At 67.8% G+C, this 22,089-nt stretch carries 22 protein-coding genes and 1 pseudogene; 5 read left to right on the top strand and 18 right to left on the bottom strand.

The features are described 5' to 3' along the window. Window positions 1-57: 57 nt before the first annotated feature. Window positions 58-360: a co-chaperone GroES gene (gene groES / locus P9A17_RS05575; RefSeq protein WP_003929249.1), complete on the bottom strand. Its 303-nt coding sequence runs from the start codon at window positions 358-360 to the stop codon at window positions 58-60. A gap of 168 nt (window positions 361-528) precedes the next feature. Further along, window positions 529-1,140 carry a dihydrofolate reductase family protein gene (locus P9A17_RS05570; protein WP_278037587.1) on the bottom strand — a complete coding sequence of 204 codons (612 nt, stop codon included), beginning with the start codon at window positions 1,138-1,140 and terminating at the stop codon, window positions 529-531. 165 nt (window positions 1,141-1,305) lie between these two features. Here P9A17_RS05570 and P9A17_RS05565 point away from each other — a divergent pair, with 165 nt between their 5' ends. Further along, the gene (locus P9A17_RS05565) at window positions 1,306-3,054 is read left to right on the top strand and encodes an HNH endonuclease signature motif containing protein (protein ID WP_278037586.1); all 1,749 of its coding nucleotides are present in this window, start codon (window positions 1,306-1,308) and stop codon (window positions 3,052-3,054) included. Here P9A17_RS05565 and P9A17_RS05560 read toward each other — a convergent pair. The 12 genes and pseudogenes from P9A17_RS05560 to glmS form a co-directional block, all read right to left on the bottom strand. Next, window positions 3,051-3,941, bottom strand: a complete 891-nt coding sequence (locus P9A17_RS05560; RefSeq protein WP_278037585.1) for a uridine phosphorylase — start codon at window positions 3,939-3,941, stop codon at window positions 3,051-3,053. The genes P9A17_RS05565 and P9A17_RS05560 overlap by 4 nt on opposite strands. Next, on the bottom strand, window positions 3,938-4,960 hold the full coding sequence (gene tsaD, locus P9A17_RS05555) for a tRNA (adenosine(37)-N6)-threonylcarbamoyltransferase complex transferase subunit TsaD (protein WP_278037584.1): 1,023 nt from the start codon (window positions 4,958-4,960) through the stop codon (window positions 3,938-3,940). The genes P9A17_RS05560 and tsaD overlap by 4 nt, the downstream gene beginning before the upstream one ends. Then, the gene (rimI, locus tag P9A17_RS05550; protein ID WP_278037583.1) at window positions 4,957-5,418 is read right to left on the bottom strand and encodes a ribosomal protein S18-alanine N-acetyltransferase; all 462 of its coding nucleotides are present in this window, start codon (window positions 5,416-5,418) and stop codon (window positions 4,957-4,959) included. The genes tsaD and rimI overlap by 4 nt, the downstream gene beginning before the upstream one ends. Then, a complete protein-coding gene (gene tsaB / locus P9A17_RS05545; RefSeq protein WP_278037582.1) occupies window positions 5,415-6,041 on the bottom strand; it encodes a tRNA (adenosine(37)-N6)-threonylcarbamoyltransferase complex dimerization subunit type 1 TsaB in 627 nt (208 codons plus the stop codon). Before tsaB ends, rimI begins: the two co-directional genes overlap by 4 nt. After that, window positions 6,038-6,502: a tRNA (adenosine(37)-N6)-threonylcarbamoyltransferase complex ATPase subunit type 1 TsaE gene (tsaE, locus tag P9A17_RS05540; protein WP_278037581.1), complete on the bottom strand. Its 465-nt coding sequence runs from the start codon at window positions 6,500-6,502 to the stop codon at window positions 6,038-6,040. Before tsaE ends, tsaB begins: the two co-directional genes overlap by 4 nt. Then, window positions 6,495-7,586 (bottom strand): alpha/beta hydrolase, encoded by a 1,092-nt coding sequence (locus tag P9A17_RS05535; RefSeq protein WP_278037580.1) that lies wholly within the window; start codon window positions 7,584-7,586, stop codon window positions 6,495-6,497. Before P9A17_RS05535 ends, tsaE begins: the two co-directional genes overlap by 8 nt. Continuing rightward, the gene (gene alr / locus P9A17_RS05530; RefSeq protein ID WP_278038614.1) at window positions 7,583-8,704 is read right to left on the bottom strand and encodes an alanine racemase; all 1,122 of its coding nucleotides are present in this window, start codon (window positions 8,702-8,704) and stop codon (window positions 7,583-7,585) included. The genes P9A17_RS05535 and alr overlap by 4 nt, the downstream gene beginning before the upstream one ends. 50 nt (window positions 8,705-8,754) lie before the next feature. Then, window positions 8,755-10,149 carry a glutamate decarboxylase gene (locus P9A17_RS05525; protein WP_278037579.1) on the bottom strand — a complete coding sequence of 465 codons (1,395 nt, stop codon included), beginning with the start codon at window positions 10,147-10,149 and terminating at the stop codon, window positions 8,755-8,757. A gap of 10 nt (window positions 10,150-10,159) precedes the next feature. Then, window positions 10,160-11,563, bottom strand: a complete 1,404-nt coding sequence (locus tag P9A17_RS05520; RefSeq protein ID WP_278037578.1) for an NAD(P)H-hydrate dehydratase — start codon at window positions 11,561-11,563, stop codon at window positions 10,160-10,162. A 45-nt stretch (window positions 11,564-11,608) separates the two neighbouring features. Then, window positions 11,609-11,980: an STAS domain-containing protein gene (locus P9A17_RS05515; protein ID WP_278037577.1), complete on the bottom strand. Its 372-nt coding sequence runs from the start codon at window positions 11,978-11,980 to the stop codon at window positions 11,609-11,611. 137 nt (window positions 11,981-12,117) lie between these two features. Then, window positions 12,118-12,795 (bottom strand): annotated as a pseudogene (locus P9A17_RS05510) (alpha/beta fold hydrolase). A gap of 67 nt (window positions 12,796-12,862) precedes the next feature. Beyond that, the gene (gene glmS, locus P9A17_RS05505; RefSeq protein ID WP_278037576.1) at window positions 12,863-14,728 is read right to left on the bottom strand and encodes a glutamine--fructose-6-phosphate transaminase (isomerizing); all 1,866 of its coding nucleotides are present in this window, start codon (window positions 14,726-14,728) and stop codon (window positions 12,863-12,865) included. A 56-nt stretch (window positions 14,729-14,784) separates the two neighbouring features. Between glmS and P9A17_RS05500 the strand changes: the two genes are divergently transcribed. Genes P9A17_RS05500 through P9A17_RS05490 form a run of 3 tightly spaced genes read left to right on the top strand, consistent with a single transcriptional unit; the run spans window position 14,785 to window position 17,141 of the window. Then, window positions 14,785-15,630 (top strand): hypothetical protein, encoded by an 846-nt coding sequence (locus P9A17_RS05500; protein WP_278037575.1) that lies wholly within the window; start codon window positions 14,785-14,787, stop codon window positions 15,628-15,630. Between the two features lie 54 nt (window positions 15,631-15,684). After that, window positions 15,685-16,722, top strand: a complete 1,038-nt coding sequence (locus tag P9A17_RS05495) for an LLM class F420-dependent oxidoreductase (RefSeq protein ID WP_278037574.1) — start codon at window positions 15,685-15,687, stop codon at window positions 16,720-16,722. After that, a complete protein-coding gene (locus tag P9A17_RS05490) occupies window positions 16,719-17,141 on the top strand; it encodes a PPOX class F420-dependent oxidoreductase (RefSeq protein WP_278037573.1) in 423 nt (140 codons plus the stop codon). The genes P9A17_RS05495 and P9A17_RS05490 overlap by 4 nt, the downstream gene beginning before the upstream one ends. Window positions 17,142-17,155: 14 nt before the next feature. Here P9A17_RS05490 and P9A17_RS05485 read toward each other — a convergent pair whose 3' ends face one another. Together P9A17_RS05485 and P9A17_RS05480 are read right to left on the bottom strand one after the other, a co-directional pair. After that, complete coding sequence (locus P9A17_RS05485) at window positions 17,156-18,331, bottom strand: geranylgeranyl reductase family protein (RefSeq protein ID WP_278037572.1); 1,176 nt, start codon at window positions 18,329-18,331, stop codon at window positions 17,156-17,158. A gap of 41 nt (window positions 18,332-18,372) precedes the next feature. Continuing rightward, the gene (locus tag P9A17_RS05480; RefSeq protein ID WP_278037571.1) at window positions 18,373-18,948 is read right to left on the bottom strand and encodes a TetR/AcrR family transcriptional regulator; all 576 of its coding nucleotides are present in this window, start codon (window positions 18,946-18,948) and stop codon (window positions 18,373-18,375) included. A 43-nt stretch (window positions 18,949-18,991) separates the two neighbouring features. Here P9A17_RS05480 and P9A17_RS05475 point away from each other — a divergent pair, with 43 nt between their 5' ends. Next, on the top strand, window positions 18,992-20,134 hold the full coding sequence (locus tag P9A17_RS05475) for an acyl-CoA dehydrogenase family protein (RefSeq protein WP_278037570.1): 1,143 nt from the start codon (window positions 18,992-18,994) through the stop codon (window positions 20,132-20,134). Here P9A17_RS05475 and P9A17_RS05470 read toward each other — a convergent pair. Together P9A17_RS05470 and P9A17_RS05465 are read right to left on the bottom strand one after the other, a co-directional pair. Next, window positions 20,109-20,723: a hypothetical protein gene (locus tag P9A17_RS05470; protein WP_278037569.1), complete on the bottom strand. Its 615-nt coding sequence runs from the start codon at window positions 20,721-20,723 to the stop codon at window positions 20,109-20,111. The genes P9A17_RS05475 and P9A17_RS05470 overlap by 26 nt on opposite strands. 21 nt (window positions 20,724-20,744) lie before the next feature. Then, on the bottom strand, window positions 20,745-22,079 hold the full coding sequence (locus tag P9A17_RS05465) for a hypothetical protein (protein WP_347403827.1): 1,335 nt from the start codon (window positions 22,077-22,079) through the stop codon (window positions 20,745-20,747). Window positions 22,080-22,089: the final 10 nt, after the last annotated feature.

Here is a 22,089-nt window from a genome sequence, read left to right as displayed (position 1 = left end):
CCGCCCCGGACATCACCGCGCGGATGCGCACGGGATCTCCGGGGCGGTCACAGTCGCTTACTTGGAGACGACAGCCAGCACGTCGCGGGCCGACAGGATCAAGTACTCCTCGCCGTTGTACTTGATCTCGGTGCCGCCGTACTTGCTGTAGATGACCACGTCACCCTCCGACACGTCCAGAGGAATCCGCTTCTCGCCATCCTCATCCCAGCGGCCGGGGCCAACTGCGACGACGGTGCCTTCCTGCGGCTTTTCCTTGGCGGTGTCGGGGATGACCAGACCGGAAGCGGTCGTGGTCTCGGCCTCGTTGGCCTGAACGAGGATCTTGTCCTCGAGTGGCTTGATGTTCACGCTCGCCACGATGGAGCCCCTTCACTTTTGTTTACGTAGGTGTCTGCTTACGCGGTGGCCGATGCCTACCCTCGCGCCGTCGTCGCGGGTGCCGACACAGGGGTGAACCGACCTGCCGCCTAGCACTCTATACACGAGAGTGCTAGCGCTCAAGATCGGGGCCGCACCGTTCTTCCGTCAGCGAACGACGCGGTACCGCAGATGGGCGACACCAGGAGCCTCAAGCACGCGTTGGAGCTCCATTTTGGGAGCCCCCGGAGCGAAGCCGTCGAAGAGTCGCTCGCCGGCGCCGAGGATCTCGGGGCTCACTTGCAGGTCGATCTCGTCGACGATTCCGGCCGCGATGGCCTGTCGGGCACACGAAGCTCCGCCGGCGATCGAGATGGATCCACCCGCGGCCACCTCGGTCGCCTGCCGATAGGCGGACTCGATCCCGTCGGTGACGAAGTAAAAGGTGGTCCCCTTCAGTTCGATCGGCTCGTGCGCAAAGTGCGTCAGCACGAAAACCGGGCAATGATAGGGCGGCTCGTCACCCCACCAGCCCTGCCATTGCGATGCACCCCACTCGCCGCGAACCGGGCCGAACATGTTGCGGCCCATGATCGTGGCCTTCATGCCATCGAGCATCTCCGATACGACCTGCTTGTTGACCGGATGCTCCGCGTCGGGACCGATGTGCCACTTGTGCAGCAATTCGCCGCCAATGCCGAGCGGATGCTCCTCGCTCTGATTCGGCCCGGCGACGTACCCGTCCGCCGAGATGGACATCGAAAGATTCGTTCTACTCATGTGCGCCTCCGTATCAAGTCACCGTTATAGACGTCGACGCGTGGAAGAAGTCATCGCGACGGGAGATCGGGGCGTTATCCACAGGCAAGTCGCGAATACGGAGTTATCCCCAGGTGCGGTTGCGCCCGCTCGTGGGGCACTTCGCACCTCGATAGACTCGCACATATGTTCGATAAATCGGTTCCCGAACCCAGCCGACTGGCTGAGCTGACGGCGGCCGAACTGATCGACGCCGCCGGCGTCACCGGCCGGGCCGAGAACGCCGCATGCGCCCGCAAACTGGCCGTGATGGCCGAGTTGTTTGCGCGCCGCACCGGCCTGGCCCCCGAGGATCGCCTCGACTGGTGGGTCGACCCCGACGCCGCCGTGGCCGCCGAAATCGCCGCCGCGTTCGGCATCACCCAAGGCCTGGCCCTGCACCAGACCTACCGCGGCGTCGTCCTGCGCGTCCGCCTGCCCAAAATCGGTGCACTGTTTCTTGACGGACTAATCAGCGACCTGCTCGTGCGGGCCATCATCACCCGCACCGACTGGATCATTGACAACACCCTCATCGCCGCCGTCGATACCGACCTGGCCGCCGAAATCCTGGGCTGGGGCCCACTATCGATCAAGAAAACCGCCGCCGCCATCGACGCGATCGTCGCCCGCCACGACCCCGACGCGGTGCACCCATCCCGCGACGCAGACCTCGACCGCACCGTCGAATTCGGCCAACCCGGCGACGCCCCCGGCTTCAGCACCATCTACGCCCGCCTCTTCGCCGCCGACACCGCCGCCGCCGAACGCACCATCACCGCCATGGCCTACAGCGTCTGCGACGCCGACCCCCGCACCCTCGCAGACCGCCGCAACGACGCCTTCACCGCCCTCATGCACGGAAACCTCACCCTGGCCTGCCACTGCAACACCCCCGACTGCGAAGCAGCCACCAACCCCACACCGCTACGCGACATCACCCTCTACGCCATCACCGACAACACCACCCCAGCCGCCAAGACCGAAGCTGAGGTCGACGTCGACCTGTCCGCCGGCAACAACGCAGCGGGGGCCGAGGCGGACGTGGTGGTGACCGACGCCGAGGCGCCGCGGCCCGTCCCCGAGCCGCCTACCGACGAGAACGCAACGGCGGCCCAAGCGGAAGTGGCCGACGCCGCTGAGCCCAATGAGACCGGAGCGAAGCCCGGCGACGAGCCGGCTGACGACATCGCAGAGGCGAACAAGCCGGCGCAGGCCCGGCCCGGCTACATCTTCGGATCCGGGTTCATGCCCGCACCCCTGTTCGCCGCCATGACCGAGGGCGCCGCCACCACCCGCGAAATCACCCACCCCGGCAACGCCGCACCCGAGGCCGGACGATTCCCCTCCGCCGCCCTGGCCGCGTTCATCCGCTGCCGCGACCTGACGTGCCGCTTCCCCGGCTGCGACAAACCCGCCACCGGAGCCGACATCGACCACACCGTCGCCCACCCGGCCGGACCCACCCACGCCTCAAACCTGAAGGCGCTCTGCCGTTTTCACCATCTCCTGAAAACCTTCTGGACCGGACCCGGCGGCTGGCGCGACCGACAACTGCCCGACGGCACCATCATCTGGACCGCCCCCACCGGCCACACCTACACCACACACCCCGGCAGCAAACTGCTCTACCCGACGCTGTGCCTGCCCACAGCCACCCTCTGGCACGGCGACCCACCCCCACCGCCGTCAACCCCCAATAAAGGCGACGACAGCATGCCCCGCCGCCGACGCACCCGCGCCCAAGGCCGCGCCGGCTACATCGCCGCCCAGCGACTCCGCAACCGCACCGAACGCCTCACCCAGACCGCCCTCAACAACGGCGACACCCTGCCACCGGACTACGACTACCAAACCGACCCCGCCGGCTACGGCAACGACCCACCACCGTTTTAGCCGAGGCGATCAAGGTAGTTGAACAGCGCCACACCGGAATCGTCACTGACCTTGTCCAATTGCTCTGGTGTGGCGGTCATCTGGTCGCCCTGCAGCCGGTCCACCACCGTGGCGCAGATCATCGCGAACTTCGGGAAACCCCAATGGTTGAGGTAGCCCGCCAGCATCGCGCCCTCCATTTCGATGTTGCGCACACCGGCATCGTGGAGCCACTGCAACCATGCCATTTTGGACTCCGGCGTCTCGAAACTGACCGCACCGTCCAGGCGGTACTGCTCCAGAAAGAAGTCGTTGGCGGATACCGTCTTTCCCGCCACGATCTCGAAGTCGACCTCCCGGTTGGCGGCCATGATCGCATCGGCGGTCTCGGCGGGGAATGTGCCGTCGAACCAGTACTCCCCGTCACGCCCGCGCAACAGCCGGTACGGCTTGAGGTCGGCCATCAACCCCTCCGTCGACACCACCACGCTGCCGCCAGGCACTCCGACTGCCCCGCTGGTGCCGACGCGGCACCAGAACACCTCGTCGAGGGCCTCGAGGTCACCGCGCTTGAGGACGAACACCAACCGCATGAGTTCCTGCACGGCAATCGATGCGCTCGCCATCCCCATGCCGTGCGAGACGAACAACACGCCCGCGGTGTACCGGCTGACGAACCGGTCCTCCTTCGGGAAGGCGATGATTTCGGAGCCACCGTTGCGCTCACTCCACAGGCGCGCGAACTTCCGGATCCGCTCTCCGGAGCCCGCCATCACCACGGCCCGCACATCGCGGAGCCCGGCCGTAATCGGCTCGGACGCAGCAATACCGAGGTGGTAGTAGATATCGTCGTAACTGCCGTCGAGAACGCCGTCGAGGAATGCGCGGTTGATGTTCTCGGCTCTCACGCGACCTGGCCCTGCACCACAGGCAATCCCGGGTTGCTGACCGCGTCCAGTGGCGACGGCGCCGCACCGGCGGCGATCAGATGCGCCGCGAACGACGCGATCATCGCGCCGTTGTCCGTGCACAGCCGCGGCCGTGGAATCCGCAACGTCATCCCTGCCTCCTCGCACCTGCGCGCCGCCAACTCCCTGAGCCGTGAATTCGCCGCCACTCCCCCGGCGATCAGCAGCGTGTCCACCTCGAGTTCCTTGGCCGCACGCACCGCCTTGGCCGTCAGCACGTCGGCGACCGCCTCCTGAAAGCCTGCGGCCACATCGGCCTGCGACGCCTCCGGATGACTTTCCACATAGCGCGCCACAGCGGTCTTGAGGCCGGAGAAGCTGAAAGCATACGGGGCATCCCGCGGCCCCGTCATGCCGCGGGGAAACCTGATCGCCGTCGGATCACCCTCGCGCGCAAGCTCATCGAGCACCCTGCCACCGGGATACCCCAGCCCCAACAGCCTGGCGATCTTGTCGTAAGCCTCCCCCGCCGCATCGTCGACGGTCGAACCCAACTCGACGATCGGCTCCCCGAGCGACTTCACATGCAACAGATTCGTGTGCCCACCCGACACCAGCAGACCGATACTCTCTGGCAGCGGCCCGTGGTCGAACACATCAGCGGCCAGATGCCCGCCGAGGTGGTTGACCGCGTAGAACGGCACCTGCCACGCCGCCGAATACGCCTTGGCGGCAGCGACTCCCACCAACAGCGCGCCCGCCAGACCGGGGCCGATCGTGGCCGCGACGACATCGGGCTTGGACACTCCCGCGGTCGCCAGCGCCCGCCGCATCGTCGGCCCCAATGCCTCCAGGTGTGCACGGGATGCGATCTCGGGTACGACACCGCCGAACCGGGCATGTTCGTCGACGCTGGAGGCGACCTCGTCAGCGAGCAGCGTCACCGACCCGTCGTCGCCGAGTTCGGCGATACCGACTCCTGTTTCGTCGCAAGAACTCTCGATGGCCAAGATGATCATCGCTGCTCCTGTTGTTCGCGCTTCATCGTGTAGGCGTCCGCGCCGCTGACCCGGTAATACCGCTTGCGCACACCGATCTTCGCGAAGCCTTCGCTCTCGTACAGCGCGATCGCCGCTGCGTTGTCGGTACGCACTTCGAGAAAAATCGTTGCGCCGTCGGCGTGGTCGAACAGACGGTGCAGCATCGCCCTGCCGATGCCCTGCCCCTGATACGCCGGGTCCACCCCGATCGTGTGGACCTCGTATTCGAACGGTTTGAACCGGCCGAGTCGCGCGATGCCCGCATAGCCGACGAGCTTGTCGTCGACACGGGCACCGACGTACAGGTTGTGCTTGGCGGCGAGTTCGGCGAGGAACGCACGCTCCGGCCACGGGTCGTCACTGTCGAAAAGCTCGGCCTCCAACTCTGCGCACCGCGCCGCGTCGGCCGGCATCAGCGGGCCGTACTGCGCGGTCACTGTCCCGCCTGCGGCTTGGCGTCGGGCCTGCGCAGGTACAGCGGGACCAGCGGCTCGGGCTCGGCATCCCAATCAGCCACCGCTGCAACCAATCCCGCCGATGTCGGATACACCGGACCCAGGCGCGGGAGGTCGAACAACGCCACGTGATCGGGAGACCCTGTGACCGCCGCCGCGCCCGCAGGCACGTCGACCGCGGCGTTCACGGCGGGCCCGTCGACGCGAGCCCCGTCCCGGTAGCGCGCCCAATACACCTCACGCCTGCGGGCATCGGTCACGACGAGGACCTCCCCGTCCGTGCCCGCCGCGATCGCGTCCAGGCTGCACACGCCATGCACCGGGGCACCCAGGGCATGACCGAACGCCGCCGCCGTCGCCATTCCGACCCGGAGCCCCGTAAACGGTCCCGGACCGCAGCCCACGACCACCGCGTCGAGCTGATCCATCGCAATCTCGGCGTCAGCGAGCGCCCCGACGATATTGGGGGTCAACTGTTCGGCGTGCGCCCGGGCGTCGACGGTCACCCGTTCGGCCAGCACCTCCACCGCATCGCCGTCGACCCGGACCACCCCAGCCGTCACCGCAGGCGTTGCGGTGTCGACGGCCAGCACCAGCCTGCTCACGCGCGACTCCACGTCCACAGTGCGGTGCGCGCCTCGGTGTCGGCCGACCGCTCCAACCGGATGTCGAGGTGGCGCTCCGATAGCCGTTCCGCGAGGCCCTCTCCCCACTCGACCACCACGACGGCGTCGTCGAGATCGGTGTCGAGGTCCAGCGAGTCCAGTTCTGCCAGAAGGTCCACCGAATCCTGGTCGAGCAGCCGGTACAGGTCGACGTGGATCATCGCCGGGGCGCCGTCGGCCCGCGCGCGGTGCACCCGGGCCAGCACGAACGTCGGCGAAACCACCGGCCCCTCGACGTCCATAGCCTGCGCAATTCCCTTGGCCAGCACCGTTTTACCCGCACCCAGCGGGCCGGACAGCACAACCACATCGCCGGCACGAAGCTGCTTACCGAACTCCGCGCCCAACGCGATCGTGTCGTCAGCGGTCATCAACTCCGCCGTTCCCGAGGTCTCAGCCATTGGAGCGCACCCGTTCCTTGACGCGCCTGGTCAATGCGGTCAGCTTCGACGGCGTGGCCCGCTCGACGAGTCGCACGAGCGCGTCGTCGATGACTTCCGGCTGCTCCAACTGGACGAGATGTCCTGCACCCTCGACGATTACCAGCTCCGACTTCGCCAGCGCGTCCGCCATTTCCTGCGAGTACTCCATCGGCGTCAGCAGGTCGCTGTCACCGCACGCCACCAGTGTCTCGATCTTGTTCAACGTTTCCAGGCCACCTGTCTCGTCGTGGACTTCCAGCGCATGCAGGAATTCGACCAGCGTGGCGATCGGGGTGTCGTGCATCATGCGTTCGGAAAAGGCGACGACGCTCGGGCTGACCTTCTCGTCGCCGTAGGACGCGGCCCGAAGGATCGGCCCGATGATGGACCGCGCCGCGCCGCGGCCGCGGTGCACCGTCTTCGGCGCGTAGCGCGCTGCGAACCGTACGGCTTCCAGCGCAGGGTTTTTCAGGATCTCGCCCAGCGGGGAGCGAGAAACACCTTCCGCAGCTGACGAGATCAGCGCCGCGCCGACGATCCGCGACGGGTACCGCTGCGGGAACTGCCGCGCGTGGGACAGCACCGTCATACCGCCCATCGAATGGCCGACGAGCACGACGGGCCCACGCGGAACCATCACGGCCAGCACACTTTCGAGATCTTGGCCCAGCTGTTCCACCGTGTACGTCTCCGGCGGCGCCTCGCCGGAGGCGCCGTGGCCGCGCTGGTCGTAGAAGACCATGCGCACCTGGTCACCCCACTGCTCGGTGAGCCGGGCCCGCTGAAAGTGGAACGACCCCATGCGAAGACAGAAGCCGTGCGCGAACACGACGGTCAGCGGTGCGTTGCCGGGACCCACTTCGCGGGCCACCAACGGCACGCCGTCCGGAGTGGTGACGACGCAGCCACGGTCGGCGTCGAGCAGTTCGAAGTCCTCGTCGCGGTGCGGGTCTTCGTCGGTGACCCGGCGCCGCAGCGACCGTGCCACCGTGACACCGGCGGCCGAACCGACGGCAGCCACGCCCGCCGCACCGGCGAGCCAGCCTGCTCCGCCGCGGCTCATCGGGGACCCCCGATGTAGGTGCGCCCGATTCTGCCGCGCGGACTCGTCACCACCTCGTAGTTGATGGTGCCCAGCAGCTCCGCCCAATCCTGCGCCGTCGGCTCACCATCGGTTCCCGGACCGAAAAGGATGGCGTCGTCGCCCTCGGCCACGGCCACAGGACCCGGCCCCAGATCCACCACGAACTGGTCCATGCACACCCGCCCCACATTCGGATAGCGGCGGCCGTTGATCAGCACCTCGAAGCGGTTGCTCAGCCCGCGGAACACCCCGTCGGCGTACCCGGCGGGCACCAGAGCCACCGTCGTATCCCGCGGCGCGGTCCACGTATGTCCATACGACACACCGTCACCCGCGGACAACGAACGAACGAGAACCACAGGACATTTCACTGTCATCGCCGGGCGCAGATCCATGTCACCACGCTCGGGGATCGGCGTCTGCCCGTACACCGCAATTCCGGGCCGGACCATGTCGAACGCGAGGTCGGGTCGAGTCATCGCCGCAGGCGAATTGCTCAAGTGCACAACGTCGTACGTCACACCGGCGGTATGTGCCACCGAAACCAGTTCGGTGAGCCGGCGGGCTTGCTCGCCGTTGAACGGGTGGTCCGGGACATCGCCGTGCGCCAGATGCGACATCAGGCCGCGCAATCGCACCGCGTCACCGGCCTTCTGCAGGTCGGCCAGAACGCCCGGATAGTCGGCCGGGCTGACGCCGTTGCGGCTGAGCCCGGTGTCGGCCTTGATCGTGACGACCGCGGTGCGGCCGGTGCGCTCGGCCGCGTCAAGCACCTCGGCCACCTGTCGCCGCGAGGTCACCGCGATCTCGACATCGGCGGCGAGCGCGGGCGCGAAGTCGGTGCCCGGCGGATTCAGCCAGGACAGCACCGGGGCCGTGATCCCATCGCGACGCAACGCCAGCGCCTCGTCGACGGTCACCACGCCGAGTTCGGCGGCGCCCGCGGCCAGCGCGGCGCGCCCCACCTCCACCGCGCCGTGCCCGTAGCCGTCGGCCTTGACGACCGCCATCACCGCAGCTGAACCGGCACGTTCGCGCAGTACACCCACGTTGTGGGCGATGGCGTCGAGGTCGATCACCGCGCTGGACGTGTTCATGAGCCTGTTCTCGGTTGTGGTCACCGCCCGCAATTCTCCCAGGCCCAGCCTCAGTGGGCGAAATGCTCCTCTTCGGCGAAGCCGCCGATCCCCGCCTTCTCCACTTTGCCGATCACTTCGATCAGGTCGTCGCGCAGGGCCCGGGCCAGGTTCGCCGAGAAGCCTTCACGCACCACAATGCGCAGGACAGCGACGTCGGTGGCGTTGTCGGGCATCGTGTACGCGGGCACCTGCCAGCCATAGCTGCGCAACAACGCTGAGACGTCGAACACCGTGTACTTGGCACCTTCTGCCAGTTTGAACGCGACCACGGGGATCGCCGAGCCATCGGTGATGACGTCGAACACCGGCTTGTTGTCGGACCCGGTCATGGCGGCCAGTTCCCGCGACAGCCACGTCGCCGTCTCGGACAGGCACTTCATCACCTGGGTGTAGCCGTCGCGGCCCAGCCGCAGGAAGTTGTAGTACTGCCCCACCACCTGATTGCCGGGGCGGGAGAAGTTCAGCGTGAACGTGGGCATGTCGCCGCCCAGGTAGTTCACCCGGAACACCAGATCCTCGGGCAGGTGGTCCTTGTTGCGCCAGACGACGAAGCCGATACCCGGGTAGGTCAGGCCGTACTTGTGGCCGCTGACGTTGATCGACACGACTCGCGGCAGCCGGAAATCCCACACCAGCAGCGGATGCAGGAACGGCACGACGAACCCGCCGCTGGCCGCGTCGACATGCACGGGAATGTCGAGACCCTTGTCCTGCGCAAGCTTGTCCAGCGCGGCGCAGATCTCTCCGATGGGCTCCAGCTCGCCCGTGAAGGTCGTGCCGAGGATGCCGACCACGCCGATGGTGTTCTCGTCGACGGCATCGAGCACCTGCTGGGGCGTGATGACGTAGCGGCCCTCCTCCATCGGTAGATAGCGCGCCTCGACGTCGAAGTAACGGCAGAACTTCTCCCACACCACCTGCACGTTGGAGCCCATGATCAGGTTGGGGGTGCGGCTCTTCCAGTTCTCACCGACCTTGTCGCGCCACCGCCATTTCATGGCGAGCCCGGCCAGCATCACGGCCTCACTGGAGCCGACCGTCGACACACCGATCGCGGTCGACGGGTCGTCGTCGCGGAGATCCTCGGCGTGGAACAAGTCGGCCACCATGCACACGCAGCGCTGCTCGATCGCCGCGGTGACCGGGTACTCGTCCTTATCGATCATGTTCTTGTCGAACGTCTCCGACATCAGCTGGCCCGCCTCGGGGTCCATCCACGTCGTCACGAACGTCGCCAGATTGAGCCGCGAACTGCCGTCGAGCATCAGCTCGTCGTGAATGAACCGGTAGGTCTGCTCGGGCTCCATCGACTCGTCCGGCAGCCGCAGCGCCGGGACGGGAGATGTCGAGAGCCGACCGCAGTAGGCGGGGGTCAGCGACGAGTGGTGCGAAATGTTCGGCATAGCCTCATTTCTAGAGGATCGAAGCCAGTGCCGTACGCAGATGAGCCAGGACGCGCGACGCGGACGTCGGCGCGGGCGCCGGACCGGGGTCGTGGGCGGACAGATCCGCGGCGCGAGCGTGGACGAACGCCGCCGCAGCGGCCGCCTCGCCCGGGTCGCGACCGGCAGCCAGCAACGCGCCGACGACGCCCGACAGCACATCGCCCGAACCCGCGGTGGCCGCCCACGAATTACCTGCCGCATTGAGGTGCACCCGGCCCCCCGGTTCAGCGATGACGGTGACGTTGCCCTTCAACAGCACCGTCACTCCGAGCCGGTCGGCGAGCCTGCGGGTGTCGGCGATGCGGTCGTCCCCCGGCGGCGCGCCGGCCAGCCGGGCGAACTCGCCCGCATGCGGGGTCAGGACCGTCGGGGCGGTGCGGCCGGCGACGAGCTCGGGGTGCGCGGACAGGATCGTCAATCCGTCGGCGTCGACGAGGACGGGAAGATCGGTCTCGAGCGCGAACACCAAAGCGGCCGCGGCGGTCTCGTCGGTGCCCAGTCCGGGACCGACCACCCACGCCTGCACGCGGCCCGCCGTCGCGAAGCCGGGTGTCGCGATGACTTCGGGCCAGTGCGAAACCACCTCGCCCGCAGCAGTTCCCGCGTAGCGCACCATGCCGGAGGTGGCGGCCACAGCAGCTCCGGTGCACAGGATGGCCGCGCCGGGATACGTCGACGAACCGGCCATCACACCGGTGACGCCCTGGCTGTACTTGTCGTCCTTCACCCCGGGCACGGGCCAGCGCTGGGCGACGTCGGCAGCGTCGAAGGCGCGGATGTCGCTGGGCGCCAGGTCGAGTCCGATGTCCACGAGTTCCACGCGACCGCAATCACCGAGGGCGTGGACGGGTTTGAGCCCGCCGAAGGTGACGGTCAGCGCCGGCGACACGTGAGGGCCGTCGGTGGTTCCGGTGTCGACGTCGACACCGCTGGGCAGGTCGACGGCGACGACGGGTGCGCTCAGGTCTTCGAAGACCGCCGCGGCATCAGGTCGCAGGGGTCCCGAACCCGAGATCCCGACGACGCCGTCGATGACCAGATCCGTTGCCTCGGGGACGGTTTCGACGATCCGTCCGCCCGAGCGCAGGAACGCCGCGAGGGCTTGCCTGTGGGTCTTCTCGGGCTTCAGCAGCACTGCGGACGCGCCGGCGCCGCGCCTACGCAGGAACGTCGTCGCCCACAGCGCATCGCCGCCGTTGTCACCGGAGCCGACGACCGCGCACACGGACTTGCCGGAGACGGTGCCCAACTCCCGGGCGATCGCGGTGGCCAGACCGAACGCCGCCCGCCGCATCAGCACCCCGTCGGGAAGTGCTGCGAGCAACGGGGCCTCCGCGTCGCGGATGGCGTCGGCGCTGTAGAAGTACCGCATCGGACCCAGGCTACGTGGATATCCGTGTGCGATAGAACCGCCGGTCTAGCCTTGCCGACCGTTTCTGGCTTCGGCCAGTGTGGGATAGAGGTCGAGCACCTCGTCGAGGCGCATCATGCGCAGCGGCCGGCTGGTCGCCGGACCGTCGGCGACGACCCGCAGGGAGATGCCCGCGCGGTCAGTGAGGCGGTGCGCCTCGACCAGCAGGCTGATTCCCGCCGACGACAGAAACCCCACATCGGTGATGTCGACGATCAGCAGTTCCGGCGAGTCGGTCAGGGCCACGTCGAGGTGCGTGCCCAGTGTCGGTGCGGTCAGCACGTCGAGGTCGCCGGAAACGTGCAGCACCAAGATGTCGTCATCACGGCGCGGCAGGACAGTGAACCTGCCACTACGCGCGTCTGTTCTCGAGTTCATTGCCGTCCCCCGGCCCATAGCTTGCTGTCCTTCTGCAGGCCACATGTCTAGAGCCGCACCCGCTACGTCGTAACGGTCATTTCCTTGATTATCGTCCGAGGCGCCGTCCGCGTTAACGCCGAGGCCACGCTCAAGCCTCACGATGCGTCGACACCGTCCCAGAATGCGCAGGTAGAGGCGGTGATCTCGGCGGGATATTCGCCGTTGATGGCGTGCGACGCATGAGGCCAGAGTTCAACGTGTGCCTGCGGCAACAGCGTGCGCGCCGCCCGGCCGAGGCGATCAACGCCGCGACAGGATCCGAGTCGTCGACGTCCGCACCGCCGGCAATCCACCGCATGACCCACCGCCGGTATCGCTGCGGCGTCGCAGGGATACTCATCGGGATCGATGCCAGCAGCATCCGAAAGGCGATGGGCGCGAACGTCATCGCCGGATCCAGCAGCACCAGCGACGCCACGCGGCCGGGGCGGCGCACCGCGAAATTGGTCGCTGACCAGCCACCGAACGAAACGCCCATCAAGTGCGGAGCGTCCAGACCCAGTACGTCGAGCATCTCGCCGAACCACTGGGCCTGGTCTTTCAGAACCCGTGATCGGCCGCTGCTGTACCGACATTCCCGGCTCGCCCAGAAGATCGACGGCGAACACCGTGCGGTGCGCGACAAACCCCGGCAGGTTGTCCGCCCACATCGGGGTGGAGCCGGTGCGGCCGGGCAGCAGCACAACCGGCCGTCCCTCGGGGCCGTCGAAGCGGCACACGCGCACCGTCCCGAAATTCGTTGGCACATCCAATGACTCGTCATAGGAAGGCATGCACGCGTCATACACCGCGACGAAGCGCGCACGCGCCGCCGCGTCGCGGAAGTGACCGACCCGCGCGCTATTCGACAGTGACAGACTTCGCCAGGTTGCGCGGCTTGTCGACGTCGTAGCCGCGAGCCTGGGCCACGCCCGCAGAGAACAGCTGCATCGGGATCGTCGACAGCAGAGGCTGGAAAAGCGTTGACACCGCCGGGATCTCGATCAGGTGATCGGCGTACGGCCGCACGGTGTCGTCGCCTTCCTCGGCGATGACGATCGTGACGGCGCCGCGGGCCTGGATCTCGCGGATGTTCGACAGCAGCTTGGAGTGCAGCACGGCCGAGTTCTTCGGCGACGGCATCACGACGATCACCGGCAGGTCGTCCTCGATCAGAGCGATCGGACCGTGCTTGAGCTCACCGGCCGCGAACCCCTCGGCATGCATGTATGCCAACTCTTTGAGTTTGAGCGCACCCTCGAGCGCGACGGGGTAGCCGACGTGGCGACCGAGGAACAGCACCGTCTGCGAGGACGCGAACTGCTTCGCGAGCTCCCTGACCGGGTCCGCTGTTGCCAGCACACGGGCGATCAGCTCCGGCATCGCCTCGAGGTCGTGGTATTCGCGGGCGACCTCGTCGGGGTACTTGGTCCCGCGCGCCTGCGCAAGCGCAAGTCCGACAAGGTAATTCGCGGCCACCTGAGCCAGGAACGTCTTGGTCGAGGCGACACCGATCTCCGGCCCGGCGCGGGTGTAGAGCACCGCGTCGCATTCGCGCGGGATCTGCGAACCGTTGGTATTGCAGATCGCCAACACCTTGGCCTTCTGCTCCTTGGCGTGCCGCACCGCCTCCAACGTGTCGGCGGTCTCACCGGACTGCGAGATCGCAACGACGAGGGTGTGACTGTCCAGAACCGGGTCCCGATAACGGAATTCGCTGGCAAGCTCGACCTCGACGGGCAGTCTGGTCCAGTGCTCGATCGCGTACTTGGCCAGCAACCCGGAGTGGTACGCCGTGCCGCAGGCGACGACGAAGACCTTGTCGATGTCGCGGAGTTCCTGATCGGAGAGCCGCTGTTCGTCGAGCACGATGCGGTTGTTCGCGAAATGCCCCAGCAGCGTGTCGGATACGGCTGCGGGCTGCTCGGCGATCTCCTTGAGCATGAAGTACTCGTAGCCGCCCTTCTCGGCGGCCGAGGTGTCCCAGTCGATGTGGAACGCGCGGTAGTCGTCGGTGTCGGTTCCGTCGAAGTTGGTCACCCGATAGCTGTCGGCGGTGACGACGACAGCCTGGTCCTGACCGAGTTCGACGGCGTCTCGGGTGTGCTCGATGAACGCGGCGACATCGGAGCCGACGAACATCTCACCGTTCCCGACGCCGAGCACCAGCGGCGTCGACCGGCGCGCGGCCACGATGGTGCCGGGGTCGTCGGCGTGGGCGAACACCAGCGTGAAGTGGCCCTCCAGCCGCCCGAGGACCGAGAAGACCGATGCGGGGAAATCACCCGCGGTCTCGCCCTCGGCGTAAGCGCGGGCGACCAGGTGCACCGTGACCTCGGTGTCGGTGTCGCTGGCGAACTCGACACCGGCGGCCTCCAGTTCGGCGCGCAGTACCGCGAAGTTCTCGATGATGCCGTTGTGGACGACCGCGACCTTGCCTGACGCGTCGCGGTGCGGGTGCGCGTTGCGGTCGGTGGGCCTGCCGTGCGTCGCCCAACGGGTGTGGCCGAGGCCGGTCGCCCCTGCGGGACTCTCGGCGCCCGCCTCGGCCAGCGCCGCCTCGAGATTGGCCAGCCGGCCTGCCTTGCGGCGGACGGTAAGCCCGCCGTGGCCGTCGAGCAGCGCAACGCCGGAGGAGTCGTAACCTCGGTATTCCATGCGGCGAAGCGCGTCGACGACGATGTCGCAGGCAGGGCGCTGCCCGACATAGCCGACGATTCCACACATAGCCATCCAGGGTACGGCAGAACGCACCTCGAACCCGGTTGGGCTACGGTCATCAGGTGGCCAGCACGAAGAAGCTCTACACCGCGTTGACCCGCCGCGGACCGCATCGAGTTCTCCGCGGTGACCTGGCCTTTGCCGGCCAGCCGGGCGTCGTCTACACGCCTGCGGAGGGCAAGAATCTGCCCGGCGTGGTGTTCGCCCACGATTGGGTCACATCCGCCGGCCGCTACGACGGAACGCTGGAGCATCTCGCGTCGTGGGGCATCGTGGCCGCCGCCCCCAACACCGAGACCGGTCTGGCGCCGTCGGTGCTCAACCTTGCCTACGACCTGGGCACGACGCTCGACATCATCGCTGGTGTCCGGCTCGGCGAGGGCAACATCAGCGTGCACCCCGACAAGCTGGGCATCGCGGGCCACGGATTCGGAGCATCCGCGGCGGTGTTCGCGGCTGCGGGCATGCCCGTCAAACCCAAGGGTGTCTTCGCGGCCTATCCGACCGTCTCCGCCCCGGCCGCCGAGGATCCCGCGTCGGGACTCGCGGTACCGGGCCTGATCCTCACCGACACCGGCGATCCGATGACGCTGCGCTCCAACGCCGTGGAACTCGCCCGCGCGTGGAAGACCGCCACGCTGCGGGCGACGTCGAAGACCAAGTCGGGCGGACTCGTCGAGGGACGGCGCCTGGCCAAGGTGATCGGCCTTCCCGGTGCCGACACCGGCACCCAGAAGATCGTCCGTGCCCTGATGACGGGGTTTTTGCTGCATCTACTGGCCGGCGACAAGGCCTACCGGGACTTCTCCGATGCCGAGGCGGAACTGCCCCGGACAGAGGTGATGGACCCGTTCGCCGACGACCCGGTCGCCCTGGAGAACAAAGTGGTGGCGCTGCTCAAGCCCTAGCTTTCCTAAAGCCCTAGCTTTCCCAACCAACCGGTTGGGTGTTATACCTGTCCCATGCGCACCGGGATTTTCCTCAGCTATGCAGGCGGCTTCCTCGAAGCGGTCGACGAAGTCGTCGAGATGGAGAAGCTCGGCGTCGACATCGCCCTGGTCGCCGAGGCGTACTCCTACGACGCGATCAGCCAGCTCGGCTTCCTGGCGGCGCGGACATCGCGGATCGAGCTGGGCACCGGCGTCGTCCCGATCTACACCCGCACCCCCGCCCTGATGGCGATGACGGCCGCGGGCGTCGACTACGTCTCCGACGGCCGCTTCCGGCTCGGGCTAGGCACGTCCGGCCCGCAGGTGGTGGAGGGCTTCCACGGCATCCCGTTCGATGCACCGCTGGGCCGCACCCGCGAGGTCGTCGAGATCTGCAGGCAGGTGTGGCGGCGCGAGCGGGTCAGCTATGACGGCAAGTACTACCAGCTGCCGCTGCCGGCCGAGCGCGGCACCGGTCTGGGCAAGCCACTGAAGCTGATCAATCACCCGGTGCGCGAACAGATCCCGATCACCATCGCGGCGCTGGGCCCGAAGAACGTCGAGCTGACCGCCGAGATCGCCGAAGGCTGGCAGCCGGTCTTCTTCTACCCCGAGAAGGCCGACGACGTCTGGGGCGACGCGCTGCGCGCCGGCGCGTCCAAACGCGACCCCGCCCTCGGCCCGCTGGACGTCATGGTCAGCGCCAGCCTCGCGATCGGCGACGATGTCGAGGACCGATTGGCTTGGGCCAAGCCACAATTGGCGCTCTACATCGGCGGCATGGGTGCTCGCGGCAAGAACTTCTATCACAACCTCGCCACGCGGTACGGCTTCGGCGAGGTGGCCGACCACATCCAGGATCTGTACCTCGCCGGCAAGAAAGCCGAGGCCGTCGACGCGGTGCCCGACGAGCTCGTCCGTCAGGTCTCGCTCGTCGGTCCGGCCGGGTTCGTCAAGGAACGGCTCGCCGCCTACGCCGAGGCCGGTGTTACGACGATGCTGGTGCATCCGCTCTCCGGTGATCGACAGGAGACGGTGAAGTTCGTGGAGCAACTACAGTCGCTGGTATGACGGAGCTGACCGAAGACGTCATCGCCTTCCTCTCTGCAGGCACCCGCACGGCCAAGCTGAGTTACCTGGCCAAGGACGGCAGACCCCTGATCGCACCGGTCTGGTTCGTCGTCGACGGGCAGCAGCTGGTCTTCAACACCGGCAGGGACACCGCCAAAGGCCATGCGCTGTCGCGTGATCCGCGCGTCGCGATCTGCGTGGACGACGAGCGGCCGCCGTTTTCGTTCGTGCAGATCCAGGGCACGGTGACGTTCAGCGAGGATCCCGACGAACTGCTGGACACCGCTACCCGGATCGGCGGGCGCTACATGGGCGCCGACCGTGCCGAGGAGTTCGGCCGTCGCAACGGTGTGCCGGGCGAACTGGTGGTCCGGGTGACGCCGACGAAGGTCATCGCCGCCTTCGACATCGCTGATTGAACAGAGCGAGCCGACTAGCTACCGGAGAGCGTGTCCTCCCAGAACAACAACCGCGCGCGGACTCTCGGATTGCTCAAGTTGTCGAGCACCTTCAGGCCCGCCGTCGTCAGCGCGGGCACACCGACGAGGCGGTGGAACATCCGGCCGCGCCGATACTCTCTGCCCCACGTCGCCTCGACCACCTGCTGATAGTTCGTGAAATCGTCGGGGCCGCCGTTCGTCAATGCCGCGACCGCGCACTCGCCCGCCGCCAGCCCCGACTGCACAGCTTTGGAGATGCCCGCGCCCGAGACGGGACGCGCCGCGCCCATCGCGTCGCCGACGAACAGCACCCCGGGCCGCCACGGCGGCCACGCCGTGAATCCCATCGGCAATCGCCAGGCCTGCAACGCTTTTGATCGCTGAAGTTCGGCGACCGAGGGCAGGTTCCACTCCCGTGGCAGCCCGTCCATGAAGTCGCCGAGCAGGCGGGCGGCGTTGATCTCATGCCAGCGCTTGTAGCTGTTGACGTAGCCCACCCCGATGTTGACCCGGCCGTCGCCCAGCGGGAAGACCCAGCCGTAGCCGGGAAGCTGCTGCCCCTGATGTGAGATCTTGAGGTGGATGTCGAGCGAGTCGGCGTCGGGGCGATTCGCCGACATCTCGGCCCGGATCGCGATCGCCGAGTAGCCGTTGTACTTCGACGCCAGATTCAGCGAACGTTTGACCGGTGAATACGTGCCGTCGGCGGCGATCACCGCGTCGGCGCGAATCACCTCACCGCTCTTGAGCGTGAGGCCGTTGACGCGGCCCCTGTCATCGACGGTCGCCCCGTCCACCTCGGCGCCTTGACGGACCTCGGCGCCCGCGGACGCGGCGTGCATCAGCAGCATCGTGTCCAGTTCGGTACGCCGGATTCCGTGCCCGTGGTCGGGCATGCCGGGACGGCGCGGAAAGGACAGTTCCCACTCGGTCGGGCTGAAGATCGTCGCGCGGTTGAGCCGGTGGAACTTCGCGACCTCGTCGGCCAGGCCCATCTTCTGCAGGAAGCTGACCGCGCGCGGGGTGAGCCCGTCGCCGCAAGGCTTGTCCCGCGGAAATTCCGCCTTGTCGAGCACGATCACCTTCGCGCCGGTTTTCGCCGCTTTCCACGCGGCCGCTGACCCGCCCGGGCCCCCGCCCGCAACCGCCACGTCGTATCGATCCGCCATATCGTGTATTCGGAGCCGACGTACCGACGGATGGGTGTGGATCAGGCCTGAATTCCGCCGGTGAGGATCGCGGCCAGCTCGCGGTAGGCGGCCGCGTCGTCGAGGCCGGTGTTGCCGCGCACCACTCTCTGCTGGATCTGCACCATGACGGTGGCGACCAACTCGGCCGCGAACGCGGCGTGCACATCGCGGAACTCCCCCGCCTCGACTCCTTCGGCGATCAGCTCGCGGACCCGCCGCGCCGCGATGCGCGTGTTCTTCTCGTACGTCGCGCGGGCGGGCGCGAAAGCGTCGAGGTCGGCCATGAACTGGTCCGATGCGGGATCGAGCGCCGTCCCGACGGCCTCGAGGTAGGCCGCGATGCGACCGCGGGCCCCGGAGACGGCACCGACGCGGGCTTCGACCGACTCTGTCGCTGTCCGGAAGAAGTGCACGGTCGCCGCTTGCACGAGCTGTTCCTTGCTGCCCGCCAGCGCGTAGAGCGTGGACTTCGAACAGCGCAGACGCGCCGCGATCTCGTCGAGCGTCAGGTGCGCGAAGCCCTCGGCCAGAAACAGCGACACCAGCGCGTCGAACAGCTCCGTCTGTCGCCGAGTGGCGAACGCAGGCCTGGTCACGCCGTAATAGTACTGCGAAAGGTCCTGTAGTACTGTCCAGCGTATGGCAGTGGATCGACTCCTTCCCAACGACGAGTCCCGCGAACTGGTCGATCTGGCCCGCCAGATCGCCGACAAGGTCCTGGATCCGATCGTCGACCAGCACGAAAAGGACGAGACCTACCCCGACGGAGTGTTCGCGACGCTCGGCGAAGCAGGGCTTCTAAGTCTGCCGTACCCCGAGGAGTGGGGCGGCGGAGGTCAGCCCTACGAGGTGTATCTCCAGGTCCTCGAGGAGCTCGCTGCGCGGTGGGCCGCCGTGGCCGTCGCCGTCAGTGTGCACAGCCTCTCGTGCCACCCGTTGATGAGCTTCGGCACCGACGAGCAGCGGCAACGCTGGCTTCCCGACATGCTGGGCGGATCGACCATCGGCGCCTACAGCTTGTCCGAGCCGCAGGCCGGCTCCGACGCAGCCGCGCTGACATGCAAGGCGACAGCCGTCGACGGCGGCTATCGCATCAACGGCGCGAAAGCGTGGATCACCCACGGCGGCATCGCCGACTTCTACAACCTGTTCGCTCGCACCGGCGAAGGCTCACAGGGTATCTCGTGCTTCCTCGTTCCCAACGGCACTGAGGGGCTGACCTTCGGCAAGCCAGAGGAGAAGATGGGTTTGCACGCGGTCCCGACCACCGCCGCACACTACGACGACGCGTTCCTCGACGCCGACCGGCGAATCGGCTCCGAAGGACAGGGTCTTCAAATCGCCTTCAGCGCACTCGATTCCGGCCGCCTGGGCATCGCGGCGGTCGCCGTCGGGCTGGCGCAGGCGGCGCTCGACAACGCCGTCGACTACAGCCAGGAGCGAACGACGTTCGGCCGCAAGATCATCGACCACCAAGGGTTGGCATTCCTGCTCGCCGATATGGCCGCCGCAGTCGATTCGGCGCGGGCGACCTACCTCGATGCGGCGCGGCGGCGCGATGCGGGCCTTCCGTATTCGCGGCAGGCGTCGGTGGCCAAGCTCGTCGCCACCGATGCGGCGATGAAGGTCACCACCGATGCCGTACAGGTGCTGGGGGGCGCCGGTTACACACGCGACTATCGCGTCGAGCGGTACATGCGCGAAGCCAAGATCACCCAGATCTTCGAGGGCACCAACCAGATTCAGCGGCTGGTCATCAGCCGGCATCTGGCGCGCGGCTGACGCTGTCGCAGACGAGCGTGGCGGCTTGCGGCCTGCGCGCGGCGGCCAACTCGGCGAGCAGTGCGACGACGACGCCGAACGCGTAGTACAGCGGCACCAGGAACGGGCCTACCCCGAAAAGCCCGTCCGAGCCGGGGCTGTAGGCGAACACCCCGATCTCGACCAGGCCGATCTCGACGGCGGGGCCGACGACCGCGATCGCCGCGCCGCACACCGCGCCCGGCCCGTCGCCGAGGACGCACCAGGTGAGGACGGCGGCGACAACGAGCAGCGCGGTGGCGGGGACGACGGGTGCGCCGTGTAACAGCGCCGTCGTCACGTACATGCCGACGACGGTCGCGATGCCGGCCAAGGCCTGTCTGGCGGTCACGCCGTCGCGTATCCCCGGTAGATGCAGTCGCAGCTCGGCCAGCGACACGGTGGCCCCGCCGACGAGCAGCGGGAACCAGAACGGGCTGCTCCATACGAACGGGACGGCGTCGGTGTAATAGACCGTGGTGCCGGTGACGACGTGGCTGTGATCGCCGATCAACGCTGCCAGCCCGCCGACCACGAACAGCACGACCGCTTCCGGGATGCGCAGCTTCACGCGGCCTGACGCTACTCCGCGTTACTTCTCAGGCTCTCCGACTTGCGGCACTTCGCCGGCCGCGACCTCACACGGGGTCGACTCAGCCGCAACGGGTTCGGCAGGCGGCAGCGGCTCGGCCGGTGGCGGGGGCGGCGGTGGTTCCGGAGCAGGCTCGCACGGCGCCTCCTCGACCGGAGCGGCTTCGCCGGTCTCGATCACCGCTTCGGCCGGCGGTTCTTCGGCAGCCGGCGCCCCGTCGTCCTCGACGTCATCGTCCTCGAGCTCGTCTTCTGTGAGCTCTTCTTCAGGCTCCTCGACCTCGGGCTCGTCCGGGTCGAGCTCCGGCGGTTCGGGGAGCTCGCCGCCGATATCGCCTGCGCCACCGAGCAGCCCACCCAAGGTGTCGGCGAACTGCTGGCCCAGGCCCGACCGGCCACCGCCCAGGTCCGGCAACGCCGAACCCATGGCGCCCAGTGGCGGTGCCACCGGTGGGGCAGGAGCCGGTGCCGGGACAGGCTCGACGGGTGCGGGGACAGGAGGCGCAGCAGTCCAGGCGGCCGCCGGCACGGTGGCGGCCGCCGGCGCGGTGGCGGGAGCCGGCGCCGGCGCCACACCTGGAGCCGCAAGCACGCTCCGCAGCTCATCGCACTCGGGTCGGGAGGGCGGGCAGTCTGTTTCGACGGTAGGTGGGCACGCCGGCCCGAAATCACCCGGGACGTCGAACACCGGTGCGGGTTCGGCATCGATCTCGGCGACCGCGCGCTCGTAGGCCGCAGTCACCGAGCCTGTCGCCGTCCGCATCGCGCCCAGCCATTCGGTGCCGATTGTGTTGTCCACGAACGGTTTCACGGCCTGGTCGACGAGCTCGCTGGCCGCGGCCTGGTCCCCCGCACCTGTCGTCACTGTTGCCGACGCCGCCGACCATTCGGCACGTGCGCCCTCGGTACGCCCTTCGATGGCGACGACGGCGTCCACCTTCGCACCAACAGCCCGCCACAGCTCTTCTCGCAGAGCGGCCAACGCATCCGCGGCCGTCTGCACCGCTGCCGCGACGGTTGCCGACGCATCACTGTGCCGTCGCAGGAATTGGTGCGCCGCCTGTCCGCCGACTCCCCGCCAGGCCGTCGGAATCTCGGCAAGCTGGCGCTCCTGAATCGTCAGCGCCTCCTGCGACGAGCGCACCGCGGCGTCCAGCGCCAGACATCCTTGCTGCAGGGCGCTGAGATCCATCCCATCCTCGGTGGCATACCAGTCGGAGACCTGCGCCGGGTTCAGAGTCAGATCCTGGTGTTGATAGCCGAGTCGATGGCACGCCCACACGTAGCGCTGCACGGTCTCGACGGCGGGCAGGCCCTGCGCCAACCGCGAAGCCACGTCATAATTT

This window comes from Mycobacterium sp. 236(2023) (assembly GCF_029623955.1).
Classification (GTDB): Bacteria; Actinomycetota; Actinomycetes; order Mycobacteriales; family Mycobacteriaceae; genus Mycobacterium.
This window is presented reverse-complemented; position numbering and strand designations above follow the sequence as displayed.

What these genes read in the sequence shown, in the direction of transcription:
- P9A17_RS05520 (WP_278037578.1), bottom strand. Translation starts at nt 11,563, where the DNA reads ATGCGGTACTTCTACAGCGCCGACGCCATCCGCGACGCGGAGGCCCCG.
- tsaD (WP_278037584.1), bottom strand. Translation starts at nt 4,960, where the DNA reads ATGATCATCTTGGCCATCGAGAGTTCTTGCGACGAAACAGGAGTCGGT.
- P9A17_RS05515 (WP_278037577.1), bottom strand. Translation starts at nt 11,980, where the DNA reads ATGAACTCGAGAACAGACGCGCGTAGTGGCAGGTTCACTGTCCTGCCG.
- P9A17_RS05475 (WP_278037570.1), top strand. Translation starts at nt 18,992, where the DNA reads ATGGCAGTGGATCGACTCCTTCCCAACGACGAGTCCCGCGAACTGGTC.
- P9A17_RS05570 (WP_278037587.1), bottom strand. Translation starts at nt 1,140, where the DNA reads ATGAGTAGAACGAATCTTTCGATGTCCATCTCGGCGGACGGGTACGTC.
- P9A17_RS05565 (WP_278037586.1), top strand. Translation starts at nt 1,306, where the DNA reads ATGTTCGATAAATCGGTTCCCGAACCCAGCCGACTGGCTGAGCTGACG.
- P9A17_RS05495 (WP_278037574.1), top strand. Translation starts at nt 15,685, where the DNA reads ATGCGCACCGGGATTTTCCTCAGCTATGCAGGCGGCTTCCTCGAAGCG.
- P9A17_RS05525 (WP_278037579.1), bottom strand. Translation starts at nt 10,149, where the DNA reads ATGCCGAACATTTCGCACCACTCGTCGCTGACCCCCGCCTACTGCGGT.
- P9A17_RS05490 (WP_278037573.1), top strand. Translation starts at nt 16,719, where the DNA reads ATGACGGAGCTGACCGAAGACGTCATCGCCTTCCTCTCTGCAGGCACC.
- tsaE (WP_278037581.1), bottom strand. Translation starts at nt 6,502, where the DNA reads ATGGCTGAGACCTCGGGAACGGCGGAGTTGATGACCGCTGACGACACG.
- glmS (WP_278037576.1), bottom strand. Translation starts at nt 14,728, where the DNA reads ATGTGTGGAATCGTCGGCTATGTCGGGCAGCGCCCTGCCTGCGACATC.
- P9A17_RS05535 (WP_278037580.1), bottom strand. Translation starts at nt 7,586, where the DNA reads ATGAGCCGCGGCGGAGCAGGCTGGCTCGCCGGTGCGGCGGGCGTGGCT.
- alr (WP_278038614.1), bottom strand. Translation starts at nt 8,704, where the DNA reads ATGAACACGTCCAGCGCGGTGATCGACCTCGACGCCATCGCCCACAAC.
- P9A17_RS05485 (WP_278037572.1), bottom strand. Translation starts at nt 18,331, where the DNA reads ATGGCGGATCGATACGACGTGGCGGTTGCGGGCGGGGGCCCGGGCGGG.